The 20,475-nt window shown below is 66.9% G+C and carries 20 protein-coding genes; 5 read left to right on the top strand and 15 right to left on the bottom strand.

Annotation, left to right across the window (positions count from 1 at the left end; all coding sequences use genetic code 11):
• Position 1 precedes the first annotated feature (1 nt).
• From JHD80_RS19265 to JHD80_RS19255, 3 genes are all read right to left on the bottom strand, one after another.
• Positions 2-673 carry a hypothetical protein gene (locus JHD80_RS19265; RefSeq protein ID WP_199090729.1) on the bottom strand — a complete coding sequence of 224 codons (672 nt, stop codon included), beginning with the start codon at positions 671-673 and terminating at the stop codon, positions 2-4.
• Positions 670-1,803: a PD-(D/E)XK nuclease family protein gene (locus JHD80_RS19260; RefSeq protein WP_199090727.1), complete on the bottom strand. Its 1,134-nt coding sequence runs from the start codon at positions 1,801-1,803 to the stop codon at positions 670-672. The genes JHD80_RS19265 and JHD80_RS19260 overlap by 4 nt, the downstream gene beginning before the upstream one ends.
• A gap of 67 nt (positions 1,804-1,870) precedes the next feature.
• Entirely contained in the window at positions 1,871-2,374 is a 504-nt protein-coding gene (locus JHD80_RS19255; RefSeq protein ID WP_199090725.1) for a winged helix-turn-helix transcriptional regulator, read from the bottom strand.
• Positions 2,375-2,474: 100 nt separating this feature from the next.
• On the opposite strand from JHD80_RS19255, the gene JHD80_RS19250 reads away from it, so the two are divergent.
• Positions 2,475-3,041 (top strand): dihydrofolate reductase family protein, encoded by a 567-nt coding sequence (locus JHD80_RS19250; RefSeq protein WP_199090738.1) that lies wholly within the window; start codon positions 2,475-2,477, stop codon positions 3,039-3,041.
• An 8-nt stretch (positions 3,042-3,049) separates the two neighbouring features.
• On the opposite strand, the gene JHD80_RS19245 is transcribed toward JHD80_RS19250, so the two are convergent.
• Positions 3,050-3,952, bottom strand: coding sequence for a DMT family transporter (locus tag JHD80_RS19245; RefSeq protein WP_199090723.1), 903 nt, complete (start codon positions 3,950-3,952; stop codon positions 3,050-3,052).
• 166 nt (positions 3,953-4,118) lie between these two features.
• Here JHD80_RS19245 and JHD80_RS19240 point away from each other — a divergent pair, with 166 nt between their 5' ends.
• Both JHD80_RS19240 and obgE read left to right on the top strand, forming a co-directional pair.
• Positions 4,119-4,985 carry a LysR family transcriptional regulator gene (locus JHD80_RS19240; RefSeq protein WP_199090721.1) on the top strand — a complete coding sequence of 289 codons (867 nt, stop codon included), beginning with the start codon at positions 4,119-4,121 and terminating at the stop codon, positions 4,983-4,985.
• 44 nt (positions 4,986-5,029) lie between these two features.
• Entirely contained in the window at positions 5,030-6,073 is a 1,044-nt protein-coding gene (obgE, locus tag JHD80_RS19235) for a GTPase ObgE (protein WP_199090719.1), read from the top strand.
• A gap of 188 nt (positions 6,074-6,261) precedes the next feature.
• On the opposite strand, the gene JHD80_RS19230 is transcribed toward obgE, so the two are convergent.
• The gene (locus tag JHD80_RS19230) at positions 6,262-7,398 is read right to left on the bottom strand and encodes a DSD1 family PLP-dependent enzyme (protein ID WP_199090717.1); all 1,137 of its coding nucleotides are present in this window, start codon (positions 7,396-7,398) and stop codon (positions 6,262-6,264) included.
• Positions 7,399-7,518: 120 nt separating this feature from the next.
• On the opposite strand from JHD80_RS19230, the gene JHD80_RS19225 reads away from it, so the two are divergent.
• Positions 7,519-9,339, top strand: coding sequence for an ABC transporter ATP-binding protein (locus tag JHD80_RS19225; protein WP_199090715.1), 1,821 nt, complete (start codon positions 7,519-7,521; stop codon positions 9,337-9,339).
• A 20-nt stretch (positions 9,340-9,359) separates the two neighbouring features.
• Here JHD80_RS19225 and JHD80_RS19220 read toward each other — a convergent pair whose 3' ends face one another.
• From JHD80_RS19220 to JHD80_RS19175, 10 genes are all read right to left on the bottom strand, one after another.
• Positions 9,360-9,881 (bottom strand): hypothetical protein, encoded by a 522-nt coding sequence (locus tag JHD80_RS19220; protein ID WP_199090709.1) that lies wholly within the window; start codon positions 9,879-9,881, stop codon positions 9,360-9,362.
• Between the two features lie 11 nt (positions 9,882-9,892).
• Positions 9,893-10,822, bottom strand: a complete 930-nt coding sequence (locus tag JHD80_RS19215; protein WP_199090708.1) for a nucleoside hydrolase — start codon at positions 10,820-10,822, stop codon at positions 9,893-9,895.
• 1 nt (position 10,823) lies between these two features.
• Positions 10,824-11,606: an ATP-binding cassette domain-containing protein gene (locus JHD80_RS19210; protein ID WP_199090707.1), complete on the bottom strand. Its 783-nt coding sequence runs from the start codon at positions 11,604-11,606 to the stop codon at positions 10,824-10,826.
• A 153-nt stretch (positions 11,607-11,759) separates the two neighbouring features.
• Positions 11,760-12,704, bottom strand: a complete 945-nt coding sequence (locus tag JHD80_RS19205; RefSeq protein ID WP_199090706.1) for a sugar ABC transporter substrate-binding protein — start codon at positions 12,702-12,704, stop codon at positions 11,760-11,762.
• A gap of 38 nt (positions 12,705-12,742) precedes the next feature.
• On the bottom strand, positions 12,743-13,699 hold the full coding sequence (locus JHD80_RS19200) for an ABC transporter permease (protein ID WP_244512128.1): 957 nt from the start codon (positions 13,697-13,699) through the stop codon (positions 12,743-12,745).
• A gap of 69 nt (positions 13,700-13,768) precedes the next feature.
• Complete coding sequence (locus JHD80_RS19195; RefSeq protein ID WP_199090705.1) at positions 13,769-15,286, bottom strand: FGGY-family carbohydrate kinase; 1,518 nt, start codon at positions 15,284-15,286, stop codon at positions 13,769-13,771.
• Between the two features lie 161 nt (positions 15,287-15,447).
• A complete protein-coding gene (locus JHD80_RS19190; protein ID WP_199090703.1) occupies positions 15,448-16,473 on the bottom strand; it encodes a Gfo/Idh/MocA family protein in 1,026 nt (341 codons plus the stop codon).
• A 12-nt stretch (positions 16,474-16,485) separates the two neighbouring features.
• Positions 16,486-17,502 carry a Gfo/Idh/MocA family protein gene (locus JHD80_RS19185; protein WP_199090701.1) on the bottom strand — a complete coding sequence of 339 codons (1,017 nt, stop codon included), beginning with the start codon at positions 17,500-17,502 and terminating at the stop codon, positions 16,486-16,488.
• Positions 17,503-17,504: 2 nt separating this feature from the next.
• The gene (locus JHD80_RS19180) at positions 17,505-18,680 is read right to left on the bottom strand and encodes an extracellular solute-binding protein (protein ID WP_199090699.1); all 1,176 of its coding nucleotides are present in this window, start codon (positions 18,678-18,680) and stop codon (positions 17,505-17,507) included.
• A gap of 146 nt (positions 18,681-18,826) precedes the next feature.
• Entirely contained in the window at positions 18,827-20,011 is a 1,185-nt protein-coding gene (locus tag JHD80_RS19175; RefSeq protein ID WP_199090697.1) for an ROK family protein, read from the bottom strand.
• Between the two features lie 116 nt (positions 20,012-20,127).
• Here JHD80_RS19175 and JHD80_RS19170 point away from each other — a divergent pair.
• Positions 20,128-20,475, top strand: a 348-nt coding sequence (locus JHD80_RS19170; RefSeq protein WP_199090695.1) for a 6-phosphogluconolactonase, incomplete at its 3' end; no start/stop codon positions are given.

Genomic DNA, 20,475 nt, shown 5'->3' with positions numbered 1-20,475 from the left:
GTCAGGGCTGGAGTTCGAGCGGGAAGGGCGTGCGTTCGTAGACCGGGAGGAGGTCGTTTTTTGTTGCGAACTCCTCCTCCCATTGATGGAGCAGGGCAGCCACGGCGGGGCGATCTCCCGCGGTGACAAGAGCTCCCAGCTCGGTGGCCTTTTCGAAGGCTGGACGCGGCCAGGATGTCATGCGCAGGTGCCAGTCCTTGATCTGCTCGTAGATGGCCGCGGCCTCGTCGAAGCGGCCGAGAGCGGCGAGGATATGGATGCGATAAGGCTCGTAGTGGTTCAGCCAGCCATTGTGTCGCGGAGCGCAAAGCTCGCCACTGGTAAGCACCATGTCATCGATCGTCCCAGCGCGACGCAACATCGACAGACCCTGATGCTCGATCGCAGTGATGGCCGCTTCGGCGAAACCCGGTTCGGACCACCGCCGAGGTCCGTCTTTGGAAAGCCAGATCGGTTCGAAGCCAAAACCATAAATAGAACCGAATGGATTGAAGGCATGCCCCATATGCCAGTTAAAGCCGGGGTAGTCCGCACTGCTGCTTCGCTCGATGGAAATCGCCCGATACACATGGCGCATCGGCTTCAGTATAATGATCGGGCCCCTGACAATGATATCGTCATGGCGTGAAGCGAGTTGCTCAAAAAGCGCCCTGATCTGCTTCTTCGTCGTCATTGTCTCGGCCTGACCTCCATGACAATGATCCGTCGAACAGGATTGAACCCTAATTTTATGGCACTCGCCAAGATATCAGCTCGCCGGTCGGGCAAGCCGGCTTTGCCGGTTTTGAGATCATAGACGCAAAGAGTGCCATCATCCCGGTATTCATAGGCGTCGACACGGATCGACCGCGGATACCCATAAGGCACCTCTTGGCTGTTAACGCCCTCAATGCGTTCTTTGAGGAATGATCGTTCGGCTCGGAAACGGAAGTCGTTTAGATCGTTGACATATTGCGCAAAGCGCGTGTGGATATCCGTTCCATAAACTGTTCGTGACGGGTAAAGCTCAGGGGAGCCGGCAGCATTGGCGGCGCGATCGGCTAACTCCCTGACATCCGGCAAGCGCCGGCAGGCCAGCTCGGCCTGCTCCTCTGTTATGCGCCCGGAAAAGCTGAGGTCGAACTTGCCGGTCGTGCTGTCTCCCAGCTGATACTCACGGGCGTTGAAGCCCATGACGGCCTGCTGGCCGTCGATGCCGTTGGACGGCGATTGCCAATTGAAAAGGATCGCGCCGCCGAGGAGGATCGCCGGCGCTGCCAGAAGCGGCACGAAAGCCGGCTGCACTGTCGCATCAGGCTCGGGCCCGGACGGCGTCCAGATCGTGCGGGCGACGAGCTCGCCGTCAGGGCCGCCGTGATAGATCGACTGGACGTTGCCGGTCGTCTGGAAGCTGGTCTTGTTGCCATTGGGCTCGGTGACAGTCTGGCGCTCGTCGAAGCTTACGGCGCGCGAGGCGGCATATTCCGACTGGATCGTCGTGCCCTGGCCGTCCGTGACGGTCTGCTCGAAGATCGAGCCGTCCTCGTTCCAACCCTCACCGAGCGAGGACCAGCCGGTATCGGCACCCAGCGAACTGCCATCGGGAGACAGGGGATCTGCCGGGCTGGAGCCGCCGCCTCCGCCGGCACCGCTGGTCCATTGACCGCCGCCGGCATTGCCGGAGGGGACGCGCGGCTGGCTCGTGTTGTATTTGCGACGGAGATGATCGCGCCGGATCAGGCAAAGCTCGTCGCGCAGCCGCAGCAGGCGAAGCCGGACGGCACGAAGCTCGCGATCGGCATTGGGGCGATGGAGGATCGGCATGAGGGGCTCCTGACGGGAGCCTCATTGTCATGCCGCTACGGCATGCGGGGATAAGTTGCGGCGGGCATCACCCTGCCATGGCCTGACGCCGCGCCAGCGCGTCCCGATAGGCCTGCGTCAGCTCGGCGAGCACGGATTGCTCGGGTTTCGGCGCGTCGAGATGCAGATGCCGCAGCTCCTGCATGAAACGCTCCCAGAGCGCCGGGCCGCCTTCGCTGAGCAGTTCGGCGCGGATCGAGAGTTCCTCGGTCACCGGCAGGAAGTTTCGGCCCCACTCCCCCATCGCGGCGAAGACCGGGACGAGCGCGACGCCCATCTCGGTCAGGCTGTAGATCGCCTTCTGCTTGTGCGTGGCGTCGTCGCGGCGCGAGAGCAGGCCCTTCTCGACGAGGCGCTTCAGCCGGTCGGCGAGGATGTTCGAGGCGATGCCCTCGTCCGATTTCGCCAGCATCTCGCGGAAATGCCGGCGGTTGCCGAACATGATGTCGCGGAGCACGATCAGGCTCCAGCGGTCGCCCAGGATTTCCAGCGTCAGATTGATCGGACAGCCCGAACGGCCGGTCTCGCGCATGCTTGTCTCCAAAACCGCTTGCAACATAGGAGCGGTTTCGTTACCCAACAACCGGTTGCAAATTGAAACTGGTTTTGAGCAGGCTTGTCAGGAGGGTGCGATGGCCAAGGTGATCGTCTGGAATCTGATGACTCTGGAAGGGTTCTTCGAGGGCAAGGAGAAGTGGGATCTGAGCTTCCACGGCGATGCCTGGGGCGACGAGCTCTCCGCGCTCAGCAGCGAGTTTGGCCGCAAGGCGGGGCTGCTCGTCTTCGGCCGCGTCACCTATGAGGGGATGAAGGCCTATTGGACGACGAACGAAGATGAGGGGGAAGGCGAAGTCAAGGGCTTCATGAATGCTCTGCCGAAGCTCGTGGCGTCACGCAGCCTCACCACCTCCGACTGGAACAACACCACGGTCACGGCCGATATCACCGGGGAGATCACGCACCGAAAGGCGGAAGCAGGCAAGGATATCTATGTCTTCGGCAGCGCCGAGCTGACGGAGTCGCTCCTGGCGGCGGGCCTCGTCGACGAGATCATGATCGCGGTCGCGCCGGTCACGATCGGGCAGGGCACGCCCCTGTTCAAGCCGAATGCGGAAAAGCGCCACTATGCGCTGATCGCGGCCCGTCCGCTCCAGAACGGCACCGTGATCCTGCACTATGAGGTCAAGCCGGCGGCCTGAGTGTGGCCTCAGCCGCGCCGGACCAGCAGCACGGCGGCGAGAATGGCGACGCCGCCGAAGGCCTGGACCGGGGTCGGCTGCTCGCCGAAGATCGCCCAGGCGGCGAGCACGCTGACCAGAGCCGGCCAGACCATGACGAGCGAGGCGGCGCCGGCGCCATAGCTGCCGAGCGAGAGCGTGATCAGGCCCTGGCCGAGCGCATGGGAGACGAGGCCGAGCGCCGCGACCGCAAGCCAGCCCTGCAGGCTCATCGGAACGATCTGCTCGCCTAGCATCAGCGCGGCGGCGAGGCAGAATACGGCGCAGATCGCGCTGGAGACGAGGCTGACATAGCCGGCGCCGGCCCGGTCGCGGGCGCGGCGCACCGCGAGAATGTAGGCGGCGTAGGACAGGGCCGCACCGACCGCGAGGCCGTCGCCGAAGAGATTGCCGGTCACCCGCTCGGCGCCGGTGAATTTCGGCAGCACCAGCAGGATCGCGCCGGCCACCGCCAGCATCAGCGCGCCGAGGATGCGCCGCGAGGGCTTGTCGCCGAGTAGCAGCCAGCCGCCGAGCACGACGCCGACAGGCGAGAGATTGCCGAGCAGCGAGGCATTGGCGATCGTCGTGTGGCCGAGCGCGGCGTTGTAGAGCGTGACGTCGATGCCGAAGGTCAGGCCGGCCAGCGCGACCGCGATGAAGGCGCCGCGACCGATCTTCTCGCCCGTCGGCCTGCGCTGCTCCAGAGCCGTCCAGGCGACCAGAACCGGCAGCGCGAAGAGCATGCGCCAGAAGCCGGCCGCGGCCGGGCCGACATCGGCGAGGCGCACGAAGATGCCGGAAAAGCCGATGCAGGTCGCGCCGGTGAGCAGCGCCACGAACATCGCCAGAGCGGGCGACGCGGGCCGGACGGGAATGGCGGGAGCGGACATGGTGTCTTCTGACAGATTGTGATGCCAGCTTCGGCCGCGACGGCGCGGTCTGCTCGGCTTCGTTCGGTCCGTGATATAGGCCGCTTCCTTCAATCGGAAAAACGGATTATTCTGATTTAACCATTCTTAAAACCGATCGATCGCGAACGTCCCAAGGAGGCACGACATGACCGCTCATTTCGACCTCGCAGCGCTCGGCATGCTGGTGGCCGTCGCGGAGACCGGTGGCTTCACGGCGGCGAGCGCCCGGCTCGGCCGGACGCAATCGGCGATCTCGGTGCGCATCCAGGACCTGGAGAGCCAGCTCGGCCACAAGCTGCTGGAGCGTTCGCGCCGTGGCGTCACGCCGACCGATGCGGGCGAGCGCCTGATCGCCCATGCGCGGCGCCTGCTCGCCGTCGAGCGTGAGGCGCTGGCCGATCTTGCCGGCGAGACGCCGACGGGCCGCCTGCGCATCGGCGTACCCGACGACTACATGGACGCCTATCTCAGGCCGTTGATCGCGCGCTTTGCGGTCGAGCATCCCAAGGTCGAGCTCGAGGTCGTCTGCGATATCTCGAAGCGGATCGAACCGGCGCTCAAGGCCGGCGAGCTCGACCTCGCCGTGGTCACGCAGGATCCGCATCGGCCCCTCGGCGAGATGCTCCGGCGCGAGCCGATGATCTGGGTCGCGGCGCGCGGCCACCGGCCGGAACTGCAGGAGACGTTGCCGCTCGCGCTGTTCTCCGAAGGCTGCCGGGCGCGGCCGCGCATTTTGGGGGCGCTGAACAGCGCCGGCAAAGCGCACCGGCTGGTCTTCTCCTGCTCGCATACCTCCGGCGTGCTCTCGGCGGTGGAGGGCGGCTTCTGCGTCACGGCGATCACCGAGAGCGCCGTGCCGCCGTCGCTGCGGCGTCTTGGTGCCGCCGAAGGGCTGCCGCCGCTGTTCGAACTCACCGTTGGGCTGATCATGGCGCCGCGTCCCGGGCTTGCGGCACAGCGCTTCGCCGATTCGCTGCGCGAGGAGATGAGCGCTTTCCGCCAGGCGGCGTGATCGGGTCCATTGCCCTTCGGCCTCGCGATCACTAGTGAGAAGCCATGAAATTCCTCGACCAAGCCAAGATCTATGTGAAGGCGGGTGACGGCGGCGCCGGCTGCGTCTCCTTCCGGCGCGAAAAATTCATCGAGTTCGGCGGGCCCAATGGCGGCGACGGCGGGCGCGGCGGCGATATCGTCATCGAATGCGTGCAGGGCTTGAACACCCTGATCGATTTCCGCTTCCAGCAGCATTTCAAGGCCAAGACCGGCGAGCACGGCATGGGCAAGGACCGCCATGGCGCGAATTCGCCGGCGATCGTGCTGAAGGTGCCGCCGGGCACCGAGATTCTTGAGGAAGACGGCGAGACCAAGGTCGCCGACCTGACCGAACCCGGCCAGCGCTTCGTGCTGTGCAAAGGCGGCAATGGCGGCTTCGGCAATGCCTATTTCAAGACCGCGACCAACCAGGCGCCGCGCCATGCCAATCCCGGCCTGCCGGGCGAGGAGCGCTGGGTCTGGCTGCGCCTGAAGCTGATCGCCGATGCCGGCCTCGTCGGCCTGCCCAATGCCGGCAAGTCGACCTTCCTGGCCACCGTCACGGCGGCGAAGCCGAAGATCGCCGATTATCCGTTCACCACCCTGCATCCCGGCCTCGGCGTAGTGCGCGTCGACGGGCGCGAGATGGTGCTGGCCGACATCCCCGGCCTGATCGAGGGCGCGCATGAGGGCCATGGCCTCGGCGACCGCTTCCTCGGCCATATCGAGCGCTGCCGCGTGCTGCTGCATCTGGTCGAGGGCACTAGCGAACATGCCGGCAAGGCCTACAAGACCGTCCGCGAGGAATTGGAGGCCTATGGCGAGGGGCTGGCCGACAAGCCGGAGATCGTCGCGCTCTCCAAGGTCGACGCGCTGACGCCGGACGTGCTCAAGGAACAGGTCGCGCGCCTGAAGCGCGCGGCCAAGCGCATGCCGATCATTCTCTCGTCTGCCTCGGGCGAAGGCGTGGACGCGGCCCTGCGCGCGCTTTTCGCGGTGGTCGAAGAAGCCCGCCGCGAGGAAGAGCGCGAGAGCGCCCCGGTCGAGGAGACCGGCTGGCGGCCCTGAGGCTTCCAGTTTCTTTTCGGAAACTCTTCGTCATCCCGGACAAGCCGCGTCAGCGGCGCCGATCCGGGATCCATCGGAGGGCGTTACGCTCCAGGATGGATCCCGGGTCAAGCCCGGGATGACGGCGCAGTGACTGGCCGCGCAGCCCGTATGATCAGGCTCGGGAAGAAATCCGCGAGCATCCTCCGTCAGATCAGGGCACCGCGCGCGGCGACCGGCCAGAGCGCTTCGACATGGGCATCCGGCCCATGCAGGCCGCGGACGCAGACATACCAGTCGTGCAGGTTGACCGTCGGGTCGCAATGGCCGGGGATCAGCAGCAGACGGTCGCCGCGATGCGGCACCGCGACGGGGTCACCGGTCAGGACGCCGTGCTCGTCGGAGGGCTTCGTGTAGATCACGCCGTCGCGGCGGAAGGGCACGGGCATGCCGGAATCGACGGCTGCGGCCTTGTGGCCGGCATCGACGATGGCGCGGTCCGGAACCGGCTTGCTCATCACCCCGGCAAGGACGAAGAGTGCGTGCTCGAAGCTGCGGAAGGGCGCGCCGTCGGCCTGGCGGTTGCGGGCGTAGTCGGCATCCATGAAGATGTAGGAGCCGGGCTGGATCTCGTTCCAGATGCCGGACTGCGTCTCCAGCTCATGCGTGCCGGTGCCGGCGCCGGTGACGATTTCGCTGGGCAAGCCGTGATGCTTGAGCCGCTCGACCGTGTTGCGGGCGGCCAGGCCGGCGCGCTCGATCGCCTCGCGCCGCTCGTCGATCGAGCGCATGTGCTGGGCCGAGCCGTGATAGGCGTGGATGCCGGCGAAGCGCAGGGTGTTGGAGCGCGCGATCGCCTCGGCCAGCCGGACGGCGCCTTCGCCGGGCGCAACGCCGCAGCGCCGGCCGCCGACATCGATCTCGACATAGACATCGAGCGTCACGTCGTTGCGGGCCGCCGCTTCCGCCGCCTCGCGCACGCCGTCGGGATGGTCGACGCAGAGGCCGATCTTCGCCGAGCGGGCAAGCCGGGCGAGACGATCGAGCTTGGCTGCGCCGACGATCTCGTTGGTGACCAGCACGTCGCCGACGCCGCCCGCGACCAGCACTTCCGCTTCACCGACCTTCTGGCAGCACTGCCCGACCGCGCCATGGGCGATCTGGCGCAGCGCGATCTCCGGGCTCTTATGCGACTTGGCGTGCGGCCGGAGCCGGATGCCATGAGCCTGCGTGAAAGCCGCCATGGTGACGAGATTGCGCTCGAACGCATCGAGATCGAGCACGAGGGCAGGTGTTTCGATCTCGGCGAAGCTCTGGCCGGGCTGAGCCGGCGGGGAAAGCGGCATGAAGTCTCCTGAGTCGGTTGTGGCCATGGGAAGACAGCTTCGTGTTCGTAGCAAGGCCCCTCCGCCATGTCCCGGCATGCGCCAGTGGCGCTTGCCGGGCGGCCATGATAGGCCCCCGGCATGAAGATCGGCCGCGTCACCGACGATACCCTCGCGCTCTTTGCCCGTGTCTGGCGCGAGCAGATCAGGTCCTATCTCCCGCAGATGCTGATGATTCTCGGGCTCGTCGTGGTCATCGCGGCGACGACGAGCTTCTATCCGCTCCTGATCAAGGCGGCGTTCGACGCCTTCGCCGATCCGCTGACGGCCGAATCGACCGGCTTCGTCCGGCGCATGGAACGGCTCGTCTCGAAATCGATCGGCTACGAGATCGGCGTGATCAACGCGGTCGCGACCGTCGTCGTGATCGTAACCGCGATCAAGGGCTTCTCGCTGCTCGCCCAGACGGTGATGACCAACAATGTCGTCAGCCGCATCGAGGCCGACATGCAGACCGCGCTCTACGGCCATCTGATCGATGCCGACCTTGCGCAGCTCCAGCGAGAGAATCCAGCCTCGCTCACGCAGCGCTTCACCACCGATTTCACCTTCGTCAAGGAAGCGCTGACGCGCATCGTCAACATCGCCATCCGCGACGTGGTCACCGCGATCGCGCTGGTGGGCGCGCTGATCTGGATCGACTGGCAGATGACGCTGGTCGTGCTCCTGATCGCGCCGGTGATCGCCCATCCGATCGGCCGGATCGGCCGCAAGCTCCGGCGCATGGCCAATTCGCAGCAGGAACAGACCGGCCTGATGGCCAATCTCGTCACCGAGAGCCTGCAGGGCGCGCGCGTCGCCAAGACCGATCGGCTCGAACCTTATCTGAAGGAGCGGGCCGCCAATGCCTTCGAGACGATCCGGGCGCTCAAGATGAAGGCGGCCAATGCGCGCGGGCGGCTCGACCCGCTGCTCGAGGTCGGCGGCGGCATCGCTGTCGCGGGCGTGCTGGCGGCGATCGGCGTGCGCATCACCTCCGGCAATTCGACGGTCGGCGACTTCACCGGCTATGTCTCGGCGCTGCTGCTCGCGGCCCAGCCGATGCGTTCGCTGGGGAATCTCAACGCCATCGTCCAGGAGGCCGGGGCCTCGTTGAAGCGCTACTACGCGCTGATGGACGAGAAGCCGCAGGTGCTCGACCGGCCGGATGCGAAGCCGCTCGCGGTTACCGCCGGCGAGGTCGCTTTCCGTCAGTTGCGCTTCCGCTATCGCGAGGACCAGCGCGCCCTGGAAGGCATCGACCTCGTCGCACAAGGCGGAAAGACCACGGCGCTGGTCGGCCGCTCGGGCTCGGGCAAGTCGACCCTGCTGGCGCTTGTGCCGCGGCTCTACGATCCCAGCGAGGGCCGCATCGAGATCGACGGGCAGGATCTGCGCCATGTCGCGCTGACGAGCCTGCGCCGGCAGATCGGCGTCGTCAGCCAGGATGTCGTGCTGTTCGACGACAGCGTGCGGGCCAATATCGCCTTCGGCCGGCCGGAGGCTTCGCTGGACGAGATCATCGCCGCCGCGAAGGCGGCAGCGGCGCATGAGTTCATCATGGCGATGCCGGGTGGCTACGACGCCCCGGTCGGCGAGCGCGGCCACAAGCTCTCGGGCGGCGAGCGCCAGCGCATCGCGATCGCGCGCGCCGTGCTGAAGAACGCGCCGATCCTGCTGCTCGACGAGGCGACGAGCGCACTCGACACGGAATCCGAGCGGCTGGTCCAGCAGGCTTTGGCGGGGCTGATGAGGGGGCGCACGACCATCGTCATCGCGCACCGGCTCTCGACCATCCGCGAGGCGGACATGATCGTGGTGATGGACGAGGGCAAGGTCGTCGAGACCGGCAGCCATGACGAATTGCTGGCGCGCGACGGCGCCTATGCCCGCTTGCACCGGATGCAGTTCCTGGAGGGCTGAGCGCCGGCCGTTGCCGGTTCCTAGCGGCAGAAATCGGCGCCGCCGGCTTCCCAGAATGCTTTGCCGGATTCAAGGGCGGGCACGGAGGGCCGCGGCTTGCGGCCGGGCAGGTCGGCCGGGACAGGCTTGACCTGCTCCCACCAGCCATGGGCGCATTCCGAGCGGAAGGCCATCTGGTCGGAGATCGAGGTGCCCTCCTGCTCCAGAACGGTGTCGAGCGCCGCGCAGGCCTCGCGTAAGCGGTTATCGTGTTGGTCGCTGGGATCGTTGGCGTAGTCGTGGAAGGCTTCGGTGAAAGCCGCCATTTCGCGGGCGATATGCGGCCAGTCGGAGCGCTGGAGGCTCCAGGCACCCATCCATTCGCGCACGACCGTCTCGACCGCTTCGGCCTTTGGCTTGTCCTTGACCTTGCGGGCGGTGGTCAGCATGTGGCGCATCAGTTCGGCGCGGGCATGGGCGTGGCGGGCTCGTAGGGCCGCCTCCTGCATCTGCGCGATGGCTTCCGCCGCTTCCTGCTGCAGCGTTTCGACGAAATGCGGCATGGTCTGGTCTCTCAGGGCAACGTGGCGAGGCGTTCGATCATCCGCTCGAACAGCTCATGGGCCTTTACGGCTGCGACGACATGGGCGTTGGGCTGGCGCCTGAGGCGGCCGTTCCAGTCGATCGTGGTGCGCCCGCGCAAGGGGCCGTCGCCGGTCTCGACCGCGACGAAGCAGTCGCGGCCGTCGAACAGCTCAGGCCAGAGCAGGAAGGCGATGACGCAAGGGTCGTGCATCGGGTGGCCGTTCGAGCCGAGCCCGCCGGGGCGCGGGCGGGTCAGCATGCCGTGAACGGCCTTGCCCGTCGCCGTGCCGGATGCGCCGATGCGGGCGATCTGGTCATGGCTGGCGATGGCCTGGAGCGTAACGCCGAGGCCGAACATCACGATCGGCCGGCCGCAACCAAAGACCACCGCCGCCGCATGCGGGTCGACATAGGTGTTGAACTCGGCGGCGGGCGTGATGTTACCTAGACCGATGGCGCCGCCCATCAGCACGATGCGCTTCACCTTCGGCAGGATGTCGGGTGCCAGCCGGAAGGCGAGCGCGAGATTGGTCAGCGGTCCGAGCGGGCAGAGCGTGATGCCGTCCGCGGGTGCCGCGCGGCAGATATCGATGATCGCTTGCACGGCATGGCCGGGCGCAGCCGCGCTCCTCGGCTGGGGCAAGTCGGCGCCGGCCAGCCCATCGGGGCCGCAGACGAACTCAGCGGTTTCGAGCGGAAAGACCAGTGGGCCTTCGGCGCCGCGATAGACCGGGATGTCAGCACGGCCGGCGAGATCGCGGATGCGCAGCGCATTCACTGTCGTCTGCGCGACCGGGACATTGCCGGCAACGGTGGTGACCGCCCTGAGATCAATCCGCTCGGCGCTGGCGAAGGCGAGCAGCAGGGCGACGGCATCGTCCTGGCCCGGATCGGTGTCGATGATGATGGCTTCGCGCATCTCAGGCCGCCTTGGCTTTTCCGGCCATGATCATATGGGCGATGTCGTCGGCGCCGAGGCCGCCGAGCGGCCGATCGACATATTTGCGGCCGGCGCCCATGATCACGACGCGGTCGGCCAGCGCCACGACATCGCGCATATTGTGGCTGATCAGGATGACGGTGCGCCCGTCGGCCTTGAGCTTGCGGATGAGGTCGAGGACGAGCGCGCTTTCCTTGACGCCGAGGGCTGCGGTCGGCTCGTCCATGATGATGATCTCGGCATTCCAGCGCAGCGCGCGGGAGATTGCCACCGCCTGGCGCTGGCCGCCCGAGAGCCGCTCGACCGGCCGGGTCATGTCGGTGACGGCGGCCGAGAGCTGCGCGAGATAGCGCTGCGATTCCGCGATCATCTTCTTCTTGTCGAGGATGCGCAGGAAGGGCAGCAGCACGGGCTTGGTCAGCTCGGAGCCCATGAAGACGTTCTGGGCGATGGAAAGGCGCGGTGCCAGCGCAAGGTCCTGGTAGATCGTCGCGACGCCGTTCTCCAGCGCATCATGCGGCGAGGCGAAGGTCACCGGCTTGCCGCGCAGGCTGATCGTGCCGCTCGTCGCATCCTCGGCGCCGGAGATCACCTTGATCAGGCTCGACTTGCCGGCGCCGTTGTCGCCGCAGAGCGCCACGACCTCGCCCTTGAAGATGTCGAGATCGACATCGCGGACGGCGACGACCGGGCCATAGGCCTTGCCGATGCCGCGCAGCGAGAGGAGGGGGGTAGACGATTGCCCGGGATCGGTGGTCTGCATCTCGCGCTCCTTCCTTCTCCCCTTGGGGGAGAAGGTGGCCCGGCGTCAGCCGGGTCGGATGAGGGAATGACGGGCGGGAGCGGAGCTAGTCCGCCCTCATCCGTCAGCGCTTCGCGCTGCCACCTTCTCCCCCGAGGGGAGAAGGAAGAGCACTCACTTCTTCAGGAACTGCTGGACGTTGTTCTTGTCGACCAGCACGGCTTCCGTGAAGAGATAGGGGCCGGAGGTGATGCTCTCCTTCGGCTTCTTCTCGACGACGATCGCCTGGATGGCGTCGACAGCCTGCTTGCCCATCTCGTCGAAGGGCACGGCGACGGTCGCCATCAAGGTCGAGTTCGGGTCGGCGATGCGCTCGTAGCTTTCCTTGCCGCCATCGACCGAGACCAGCGGGATCTGGCCCTTCTTCACGCCTTGGGCCTGCAGCAGGTCGTCGATGATATAGGCCTGGCCATCGAACGAGGCCCAGATGCCGTTGATCTTGCCCTGGTTCTGCAGCAGCAGCGCCTGCATGCCGGCGCGGACATCGTCGCGCCAGCTCTGGGTGCGGGCCATCGAGAACTTGCCGAGCTCCTTCACCGCCTGGTTCTCGGCGAGGACGGCATCGAGCAGACGCCCGCGGATGCGCGAGGCGACGTTGAGGTCGAAGCGGGCCGAGACGATGTTGCCCTGGTAGCCGAGCTGGCCGAGCAGGTAGAGCGCGGCATCGGCACCGACCTTGTACTCGTTGGTCTGGATGTCGAAGAGCGCGTGCGGGCTCGAGCCCGACTGCACGGTGATGACCGGGATCCTGGCATCCTTCGCCGCCTTGAACTGGGCGTCGGCCTCGACCGGCTTGCCCATGGCGATGATGATGGCATCGACCTTCTTGGCGATCAGCGCGTCGAACTGCTCGGCATGCTTGGGCAGCGCGCCTTCCGAGTTCAGCAGCGTGACGTTCCAGCCCTTGGCCTTGGCTGCAGCCGCGGCGGCATTGGCGACGCGGGCATGCGTCTCCGAGGTGAACTGGAAGCCGATGATGCCGACCTCGAAGGCGCTCGCGGACTGGCCGAGCGCGACGAGCGCCGCGGCGGCGACCAGTAATTTCTTGAACCCGAACATGAAACGCACTCCCCTTATTCCGCTTATCGTTGCCGAAATCAGACCTTGAACGCCGCCTTCTTCATCGCGCTGGCCGAGAAGGCGACTGAGCCGATGATGATCGCGCCGAGCACGATGTCCTGGATGTAATAGGGCGCGCCCATCAGCACCAAGCCGTTGCCGAGCACCTTGAGCACCAGCGCCGCAAAGACCGTGCCGGGGATGTTGGGCTTGCCGGGCTCGAACATGGTCATCCCCAGCAGCACGGCGGCGATGGCGTAGAGCAGATAGTCGCCGGCCATGTTCGGCGCGGCCGAGGACAGGTTGGCCGCGAGCAGCATGGCCATGAGTCCGGCGAAGACGCCGGAGAGCAGGAGGCCGATGCGCTTCATCCGGGCGGTGGCGATGCCGGCCAGCCGCGCCGCCTCGTCCGCCTCACCGGTCGCGACCATATGCGCGCCGGTGCGGGTCCATTTGACGAGGCCATAGGCGAAGAGCGTCGCGCCCGCCATCCAGAGCACGAGATTGGGGATGCCGAAGGAGTAGCCACGGGCCAAGCCCGTGAAGCCGACCGGCCAGCGACCGACGAAGGCGACGCCCTGCGTGATCATGAAGGCGAAGCCCTTGGCGATGGCGGCGGTGCCGAGCGTCATGATCAGCGAGGGGATGCGCAGCACGGTTACGCCGTAGCCGTTGAGCGAGCCCAGCACGATGCCGACGCCGATGGCAGCCGATACCGCGACGGCCGGCGGATATTGCGCATGGACGAGCCAGCCGCAGACGACGGCGGCCAGACTCGCCATTTCCGCCACGGAGAGATCGAGCTCGGCCACGGTGAAGGCAAGCGCGAAACCGAGCGCGAGGATGGCGAGGAAGCTCGTATCCTTGAGCACGTTGATGATGTTCATCGTGCTGGCGAAGTTCGGCGCGAAGATCAGGAAGAACAGGATCAGCGCGAGGCCGGCGAGCGCCGTGCCGTAGCGTCCGATCAGTTCGCGCGGGTCGATGCGGCCCAAGCTCAGCTTTCCTTCTTCGCGATCATGCGCGCCGACGCCAGTCCTCGGATCGTCGGCATGACCAGTCCTTTACGTCGCGCTTGCGGGGTTGGCGAGACCGGGCAACGCGGCGGTGTCCTGCGCCAGCGCGACGAGATCGGCAGAGATCGGGGCCAGCGCCGCTTCGCTCTGCCGATAGAGGGCGTAGAGCGCGTTATAGGCGGGGCGTCGCGTCGGGTCGGGTTCATAGCGCCTGATGATGGTGACGAGGGCGTCCTGTGCGGCTTCGAGCGAGGCGAAGCGGCCGAGGCCCGTCCAGGCGATGATCGCGGCGCCGAGCAGGCCGGGTTCTTTGGCCGCGCCCACCGCGATCGGACGGCCGCAGATATCGGCCTTGACCTGCGCCCAGACCGGATTGGCGGCCGCGCCGCCACCGAAGCGGATTTCGTCGACGCGGGTGCCGAGCGCGCCTTCCGCCCGTTCCAGGACGAGACGGTTCTGGCAGGCGACGCCTTCGAGCACGGCATAAGCGAGATCGGTCGGGCCGTGCCGGCGGCCGAGCCCGATGAAGGCGCCGCGCAGGTTCGGGTCCCAATAGGGCACGCGTTCGCCCTGCAGATAGGGCAGGAAAATGAGCGGCTGCGGATGGCGTGGGCCGGCGAGCAGGCGCTCGATGGTCTCGCCGACGGGGCCGTTGCCGCCGAGCAGGCCGGCAAGCCAGGCGGCGGTGTCGGCGCCGTTCTGACTGGGGCCGCCGAGATGCCAGAGGCCGCGCCAGTCGACGGAGATCAGTCCCTCGGCTTCCGCCTGATCGGGGCCGAGCACGCCGAGCACCTCGGTGGTGCCCGAGATATTGTAGGCATAGCCCGAACGCAGCGCGCCCAAGCCCGCAACCGCCGCCCAGGTGTCGTTGCAGCCGCAGAAGACCGGGATGCCGGCGAGCTGGTTGAAGGGCGCGGGCAGGCCAGCGCGGACCGGTGCGACGGTCTCGATGGGCTCGACGACGGTCGGGATCAGGCTCGGCGGGAGGCCGATGGCGTCAAATCCTGAGCGGCCATCGGTATTGTCCGCGCCGGCGATCAGCCTTGCGAGCGAGACCAGGTCGCTTGCCTGCCGGCCGGTCAGGCAGAAATTCAGGTAATCCTTCGGCTCCAGCACGCAGGCGAGTGCGCGGGCGTTCTCCGGCTCGTTCTCGACCAGCCAGGCGAGGCGCGCGAGGGGGTGGAAAGCGTTGATGCGGGAGGCTTCGGGATGATCGGCCAGCGTTTCCCGCAGGCGGGCGGCGATGGCGTCCGAGCGCGCGTCCTTCCAGGTCATGGCGGGGCGCAGTTCACGTCCATCACGGTCGAGGAAGACCTGCGTCCGGGTCACACCGCAGATCGCGATGCCCTTGACGGCCGCGAACCGCTCCGGCGCCTGCTCGGCGAGCTTGCCGGCAGCTTCGAGCAATTGCGCCCACCAAGCTTGCGCGGCGACTTCCGAGCGGTCGAGATGGTCGTTCAGGACAGGGCCGGGAACGGCGTGCTCGGCCAATGTCGCTCCGCGATCGTCGATCAGCGCGGCGCGAAAGCTGCTGCCCCCGAGATCGCAGGCGAGGACGACGTTCACAGGGTGCATCTGGACAGCAGCATACGCGTCATTCCGGATAAGCCGCGAAGCGGCGCCGATCCGGAATCCATCACAGGGCTCTGCGTTCTGCGATGGATTCCGGACCAAGCCCGGAATGACGGCGTTTCATCATCGGCAACACACCCCAAACCGCGACGAAGTCAAGAAACCGATGGGGCGCCGTGCAATCGTGCCGCTTTCAGGATGTCGTCGACGAGCCTTTGCGATGCCAGCGCCTCCTCGCCGGTGACGACGGGGTCGCGGCCCTGCTCGATCGCATCGAGGAAGTCGGCGATCACGGCACGGTGGGCGTCGTGCGGGAAATCCATGATGTTGGCGCCGCTGCCGGTCGAGCCCTCGGCCTCGACGATCTCCGCGCGCCCGTCGAGGAAGGCCAGGCGCAGGCGCCCGCCGATCAGGGCGGCAAAGCCCTTGGTGCCGGTGATCTCGATGCGCTCGGGATAGCCGGGATAGGCCGCCGTGGTGGTCACCAATGTGGCCGGCGCGCCGTTGCCGGTCTCCAGCAAGGCGGAGACATAGTCCTCGGTCTCCATGCGGTGGAGCCCGGTGGTGCGGGCCTGCGCGGCGACCACCTTGGACACCCCGACGAGCGAGCGGAACAGGTCGAGCGAATGGATCGCCTGGGTCAGCAGCACGCCGCCGCCATCGCGGGCGAGCGTGCCGCGGCCGGGCTCGTCGTAATAGCTCTGCGGGCGCCACCAGGGCACGGAGAGGAAGGCCGCTTCGATCATGCCAAGCTCACCGGAATCGAGGGCTGTTTTCAGGCGCAGGCTCGCCGGGCGGAAGCGATGCTGGAGGGTGACGCCGAAGGTTCGGCCAGTTCGACGAGCTGTATCGACGAGGCGCTGGCCGCGCTCGCTGGTCAGCTCCAGCGGCTTCTCGACGAGAACATGTTTGCCGGCTTCAAGGCACAAGGCGGAGACGTCGAGATGGCTCGATGGCGGCGTCAGCACAATGCAGGCATCTACGGCCGGGTCGGCCAGCACCGCGTCGAGATCGGTCGTAGTCGGGAAGGGGAATTGCGCGGCATAGGCCTTGGCGCGATCCGGCGTGCGGCTGACGGCCCAGCGCGTCTCGGCGCGCTCAGCGAGGTCGAGCAGGCTTTTCGAATGCGGCAGGGAGGCGGGGCCGAGCCCGATCACGGCGATGCCGAGCTTGCGTGTCATGGCTGGTGTTCCTCAAGCGCTTGGCTTCGCCGGCAGCCAGGCGGCCTTGGCCTGCGCCTCCAGTGCGAGTCGGCAGACGGTGAAGGCGTGGCGCTGGCTCATCGCGGTTTCGCTGCGGTTGGCGATATCGGCGACCAGATTGCGGAAGTAGGTCAATGGTTCGTTGGAGGCATCGATATGGCGGGTGCCAGCCCTGTCGACGAGGAAGACATGGTCGGTGCCGCGGCGTCCGGCGATGTCGACATATTTGCGCAGCTCGATCGTGCCTTCGGTGCCGAGGATGGTGAGGCGACCGTCGCCCCAGGTCGGCAGGCCGTCGGCCGTGAACCAGTCGACGCGGATATAGCCGCCGGCCCTGTCGCTGCGCAGCAGGACCTCGCCGAAATCCTCGAAATCGGGGAAGTCCGGCCCGCCGAAATGGCCCACGCCGGAGGCGACGATTTCCGCATCGTCCGAGCCGGTGAAATGCAGGAACTGGTCGATCTGGTGCGAGGCGATATCGGTGAGGATGCCGCCATAATGGCGCTTGTCGAAGAACCAATCCGGCCGGATGGCACGGTTGAAGCGGTGCGGACCCATGCCGAGCGTCTGAACCACGCGACCGATCGTCCCGTCGGCGATGAGCTTGCCGGCGATGAGCGTGGCCGGGACGGTGAAGCGCTCGGAGAAGCAGATCGAGAAGATGCGCCCGGTCTCGGCGACCGCCTTCTTGACGGCGGCGAGCTGGTCGAAATCGGTGACGCCGGGCTTGTCGACCATCACGTCCTTGCCGGCCCGCATGGCGCGGATGGCCAGTGCGGCCCGCTCTGCAGGGATCGCGGCGCAGACGATCAGGTCGATCGCGGGATCGTCGATCAAACGGTCGGCCGTGCTCTCCGGAAGATCGGGGAAGCGCTCGCGGAAGCCTGAGAGGACGCGCTCGTCGCTGGTCGCGGGATCGAAGCCGACGCAGGTCGCGCCGGCTTCGAGGAGACCACCGACCATATGATAGATATGGCGGTGGTCGAGGCCGATGGCGGCGAATTTCATCGCTATTGCGGCGCGCCGTGGCCGACGCCGATCTCCTGGTCCCAGCGCCGGAAGGCGGCGACGAGACGCTCGGGCGTCAGCGGCGGGCGGGTAGGCAGGCTGGTGATCAGCCCGTCATATTCGGGTCGGCCGTATTCGGCGAGCACGTCGCGGCTCTCCTGCGGCGCCATGGCGAGCGTCACGCCCTTGATCGCCGGTCCCGGATAGAAATAGCCCTTGTCGTAGGTCACGGCCTGGGCTTCCGGCTTCAGCATATAGGCCATCAGCGCGACCAGAGCGGACATCTTGTCGGCCGGGACGCCCTTGGGGATGCACATGAACTGGGTGTCGGGGATCCAGTGCGTGTTGGCGAGGACGAAGACCTTGGCCTCCTTCGGCACAATGCCGAGGACGCGCGGGTTGATGTCCCAGCCCAGGGTGGAGACGATGACGTCGCGGGTGCCTTCGCCGAGCTCCTTCATCGTCGCGGCCGTGCCACCCGGGTAATAGTCGACGCCGGTGCCGAGCTCCTTGAGATAGGCCCAGGTCTTGTCCCAGCCCTTCATCGGGTCGCTCGGGTCGGCATCGCCAAGGATGTAGGGCAGGCCCTGCAGCCAGGTCCAGCCGGGGCCGGAATTGACGGGGCGGGCATAGGTGAAGCGCTTCGGGTTCTGCTTGACATAGGCGAGCAGTTCCTCGGCGGTCTTCGGCACGGTCTTGAGGCGCTCGGGCGCATATTCGAAGAGCGGGCCGGAGGGCGAATACACGACGGCGACGCCTTCGTTCTGGCCGAAATTGCGCTGCATCATCAGCGCCTGCTCATGATAGACCTCTTCCGGCTTCGGCAGGTCCTTGGCATGGGACTTCCAGACATCGACCCAGAGCCCCTGCTGGATGCCGTCCGACATGGCGCCCGGGCCGGTCAGCACGAGGTCGATATCGACGCGGTTTGCCGCCTGCTGCGCCTTGAGCTTGGCCGGCAGTTCCGGTGAGGGCGCGCGGGAGAAATTCAGGCGCGAGATCAGCTTCGGATTGTCCTTGGCGAATTTCTCGATGGCCGCCTGCGTGAGCTGAAGATTGCCGGCGACATCGATGATGTTGAGGGCGACGGGCGCGCTCTGGGCCAGTGCTCCGCCGGCTTTCAGCGCGGCGAGGCCGGCCGCTCCGGCCATGACGGTGCGACGTGTCGGATGGGTCATGATCTCTCCCTGGGTTGAGCTCTCTTTTGGCGATGCCGTAGGGCATCCGGAGCATTTGCCTGGGATACTAGTGCACCACTTTTCGGCGCGCCAGCATATTCAAGGACATGGCGGGCACCATGCTGCGGCATGGAAGACCGGTCGGATCAGGCGTGTTCGAGCAGGAGCGCCTCGGTTGCGCGGCTGAGCAGGGGCGCAGCGGCACCATGGATCTCGTAGAGATGGCTGGCGGGCGCCCCAGTGAGATCGGGCACGGCGAAGCCGTCCATCGTCCCCTCCGCCCGGAAGAGCGTGTTGAACCGGGCCCAGAGCTGCGGATTGGCGGAGAAGGGGCCGCTGACCGCTATCCGGGCCGGGAAGAGCATGCGGCAGGCATTCGCGAGCGCGCGGGCGAGCACGCTCGCCGCCATTTCGATTTCAGGCAAAGCCAGGAGGTCGAGCCCGGCGAGCTGCCGGGCGAGGCGCACCTCATCCTGGTCGAGTTCAGGCCAATGCCGGCGCAGGGCGGGGAGGAGGGACCAGAGGGCCGCGCCGGTTTCGAGGCAGGCGGTGTTGCCGCAGCCGCAGCGGCGCCCGTCGAGCGCCGCGAGCCGCCAATGGCCGATCTCGCCGAAGGAGCCGGTCGGCGCGAAGGGCTCGCCGTCGTCCGCATAGGCGAGGCCGACGCCCCAGCCCCAGTGCAGCAGGATCGTCCCGCCCGCGAAATTCTCGGGCTCGCGGGCGGCGCGGGCACGCAGTTCGGCATCGAGATTGCGGCAGATGGTGACCGGCCCGGCCACCGGTTCGAGCACCGAGGCGATGTCGAGCCCGCGCATGAGCGGCCAGCGCGAGGCGAGCAGCCATTGCCCCCGTTTCAGGTCGATCAGACCGGAGAGCGAAACAGCGGTGCCGGCATGGCTCATGCCCGGCGGCATCGCGTCGAGGAGGTCGCGCGCCAGCTCGGCCATCACGGCGGCGATGGCGGCATTGTCGGCATCGGCCGCGATGGGGCGGCGGCGCTCGGCGACGAGATGGCCATTGAGATCGACCAAGGCGCCGGACAAAGACTGGCTGGAGACATGGATCACGGAGGCGCCGATGCGGCGGGTATGGGCGACGAGGATCGCCGGGGGGCGCCCGCGCCCGCTCGCCTCGCCGACGGCCTCGATGACGAGGCGCCGCGCGATGAGATCGCCGACGACGCGCGAGACGCTGGTCGAGCGCAATTGCAGGATGCGGCCGATATCGGCGCGCGAATGCGCCGCGCCATTCAGGATCAGCCGGTAGATCCGGGCGCAGTCCCGGTCATGGGCGAGCGCGAGGCGGGTTTCGTCGAGCGTCAGCAGGGACAAGGCAGGCTCTATTCGGAACGGTTGCGTTCAAAATTAATCATTGCGTTTCGGGCGAAGCTTCATAAGCTCGGTGCCAGAATATCGGAAAATTCCTGGCATAAAAGGTTCAAAATTCGATGATCGAGATGCATGTCGCCTCCGACAAGGACGAACTCGGCCGGCAGGCGGCGGCGCTCGGCGCGCAGGCGATTCGCGACGAGCTTGCCCGCCATGGCGCGGCGACGATCATCGTGGCGACGGGCGCGAGCCAGTTCGAGATGCTGAACCATCTGGTGGCGGCCGAGGGCATCGACTGGTCGAAGGTCACGGCCTTCCATCTCGACGAGTATGTCGGCCTGCCCGAGAGCCACCCGGCGAGCTTCCGGCGTTATCTGCGCGAGCGCTTCATGGCGCCGCTCAAGAATGCACCGGCCTTCATTCCCGTCGATGGCGAGGGTGATCCCGCGGCAGTGGTGAAGCAGCTC

It is taken from the genome of Allobosea sp. ASV33, from assembly GCF_016428755.1.
Lineage (GTDB): Bacteria > Pseudomonadota > Alphaproteobacteria > Rhizobiales > Beijerinckiaceae > Allobosea.
The sequence above is the reverse complement of the archived record's forward strand: the minus strand, read 5'-3'. Positions and strand labels throughout refer to the sequence as shown.

Excerpts from the sequence above, each read along its gene's own strand:
- JHD80_RS19265 (WP_199090729.1), bottom strand. The coding sequence starts at position 673 with ATGACGACGAAGAAGCAGATCAGGGCGCTTTTTGAGCAACTCGCTTCA.
- JHD80_RS19260 (WP_199090727.1), bottom strand. The coding sequence starts at position 1,803 with ATGCCGATCCTCCATCGCCCCAATGCCGATCGCGAGCTTCGTGCCGTC.
- JHD80_RS19255 (WP_199090725.1), bottom strand. The coding sequence starts at position 2,374 with ATGCGCGAGACCGGCCGTTCGGGCTGTCCGATCAATCTGACGCTGGAA.
- JHD80_RS19250 (WP_199090738.1), top strand. The coding sequence starts at position 2,475 with ATGGCCAAGGTGATCGTCTGGAATCTGATGACTCTGGAAGGGTTCTTC.
- JHD80_RS19245 (WP_199090723.1), bottom strand. The coding sequence starts at position 3,952 with ATGTCCGCTCCCGCCATTCCCGTCCGGCCCGCGTCGCCCGCTCTGGCG.
- JHD80_RS19240 (WP_199090721.1), top strand. The coding sequence starts at position 4,119 with ATGACCGCTCATTTCGACCTCGCAGCGCTCGGCATGCTGGTGGCCGTC.
- obgE (WP_199090719.1), top strand. The coding sequence starts at position 5,030 with ATGAAATTCCTCGACCAAGCCAAGATCTATGTGAAGGCGGGTGACGGC.
- JHD80_RS19230 (WP_199090717.1), bottom strand. The coding sequence starts at position 7,398 with ATGCCGCTTTCCCCGCCGGCTCAGCCCGGCCAGAGCTTCGCCGAGATC.
- JHD80_RS19225 (WP_199090715.1), top strand. The coding sequence starts at position 7,519 with ATGAAGATCGGCCGCGTCACCGACGATACCCTCGCGCTCTTTGCCCGT.
- JHD80_RS19220 (WP_199090709.1), bottom strand. The coding sequence starts at position 9,881 with ATGCCGCATTTCGTCGAAACGCTGCAGCAGGAAGCGGCGGAAGCCATC.
- JHD80_RS19215 (WP_199090708.1), bottom strand. The coding sequence starts at position 10,822 with ATGCGCGAAGCCATCATCATCGACACCGATCCGGGCCAGGACGATGCC.
- JHD80_RS19210 (WP_199090707.1), bottom strand. The coding sequence starts at position 11,606 with ATGCAGACCACCGATCCCGGGCAATCGTCTACCCCCCTCCTCTCGCTG.
- JHD80_RS19205 (WP_199090706.1), bottom strand. The coding sequence starts at position 12,704 with ATGTTCGGGTTCAAGAAATTACTGGTCGCCGCCGCGGCGCTCGTCGCG.
- JHD80_RS19190 (WP_199090703.1), bottom strand. The coding sequence starts at position 16,473 with ATGACACGCAAGCTCGGCATCGCCGTGATCGGGCTCGGCCCCGCCTCC.
- JHD80_RS19185 (WP_199090701.1), bottom strand. The coding sequence starts at position 17,502 with ATGAAATTCGCCGCCATCGGCCTCGACCACCGCCATATCTATCATATG.
- JHD80_RS19180 (WP_199090699.1), bottom strand. The coding sequence starts at position 18,680 with ATGACCCATCCGACACGTCGCACCGTCATGGCCGGAGCGGCCGGCCTC.